Source organism: Streptomyces sp. NPDC050564, assembly GCF_044457265.1.
Taxonomy (GTDB): Bacteria; Actinomycetota; Actinomycetes; order Streptomycetales; family Streptomycetaceae; genus Streptomyces.
On the sequence record NZ_JBITGS010000122.1, the window covers coordinates 1 to 1,314 of the forward strand.

Sequence of the window (1,314 nt, forward strand, 5' to 3'; positions counted from 1 at the left end):
GGCTCTTCCAAGATTTCCGTGAAGCCGGTCTTGCTTCCGTGCGCCGGTGACGCTCTGTCACGAATGGCGGGATGTTCGGTCAGTGTGGGGAGTTGCTGAAGACGGTGTTTCCGCACCTCGGCGGGGTGTTGGTGGAGCAAGTGGTGGCAGAGGGCGGTCTGTTACGGATCGTGGCGAGTACGGCATCGACGATCTCAGTGTCGTGCCCGGACTGCGAGGTTCTGTCGAGACGTCGGCACAGCGGCTACGAGCGTCGGCTCGCCGACGACGCAGTCGGCGGCCGGCGGGTGTCCATCACGTTGACCATCGGGCGCCTGTTCTGCGACAACCCGGGCTGCGCGAGAGTGACGTTCGCCGAGCAGGTTGATGGGCTGACCGTGCGTTACGGTCGGCGGACTCCGCAGCTCACGGGCCTGTTGGGCGCGATCGCGGTGGCCTTGGCGGGCCGCGCCGGTGAACGCCTGGCGGCCCGGTTGTCGGCTCCGGTCAGCGACACCACTCTGCTGAGCCTGGCCATGGACCTGGCCGATCCGTACGCACAGACACCGCGGGTGCTCGGGGTCGATGAATTCGCTACCCGCAAGGGCCACAAATACGGCACCGTGCTGGTCGACTGCGAGACCCACGCCCCCATCGACCTGCTGGCCGACCGGGAGTCGGCGACGTTCGCGGCCTGGCTCACCGACCACCCCGGAGTGGAGATCATCTGCCGCGACCGTGGTGGCGCCTTCGCGGACGGCGCTCGCGCCGGCGCCCCCGACGCCGCCCAGGTCGCCGACTTGTGGCACCTCTGGCATAACCTCGCCGAGGCCGTGAAGTCCCTGGTCAGCAAGCACAGTTCCTGCCTTCGCGAACCGGCCCCCGCCCCGGAGTCACCCCCTGAAATCCTGCACCCACCGCTCTCCCACTCGAGCCGGCTGACCGAGCGGGTCCAGCAGCACCACACCGCCGTGCACGATCTGATCGGCCAGCGCCTCAACATCCGGGCCATCGCCCGCCGCCTGGAACTGTCCCGCAACACCATCCGCCGCTATGCCCGCGCCGTTACCTGGGAGGAACTGGCCGCCGGCCGCTGGCAGAACCTCCCCAGCACCCTGGACCCCTACAAGCCCTACCTGCACCAGCGGTGGCACGAGGGCCACACCAGCGGCGCCAAGCTCCACGCCGAACTCCGTGAGCGCGGCTTCACCGGCTCCTACTCCGTCGTCCGCGACTACCTCCAACGCTTCCGCCGTCTGCCGGCCGACACCACACCGCCACCACGCCCGCCGGGGGTGCGCAAGGTGACCGGCTGGATCACCCGCAATCCCGACC

1 protein-coding gene is annotated in these 1,314 nt (G+C 69.1%); it reads left to right on the top strand.

Annotated elements, in window-relative coordinates; translation table 11 throughout:
- Window positions 1-71 precede the first annotated feature (71 nt).
- Window positions 72-1,314: ISL3 family transposase (locus ACIBK0_RS51940; RefSeq protein WP_399097561.1), on the top strand; the 1,243-nt coding region annotated here is incomplete at its 3' end.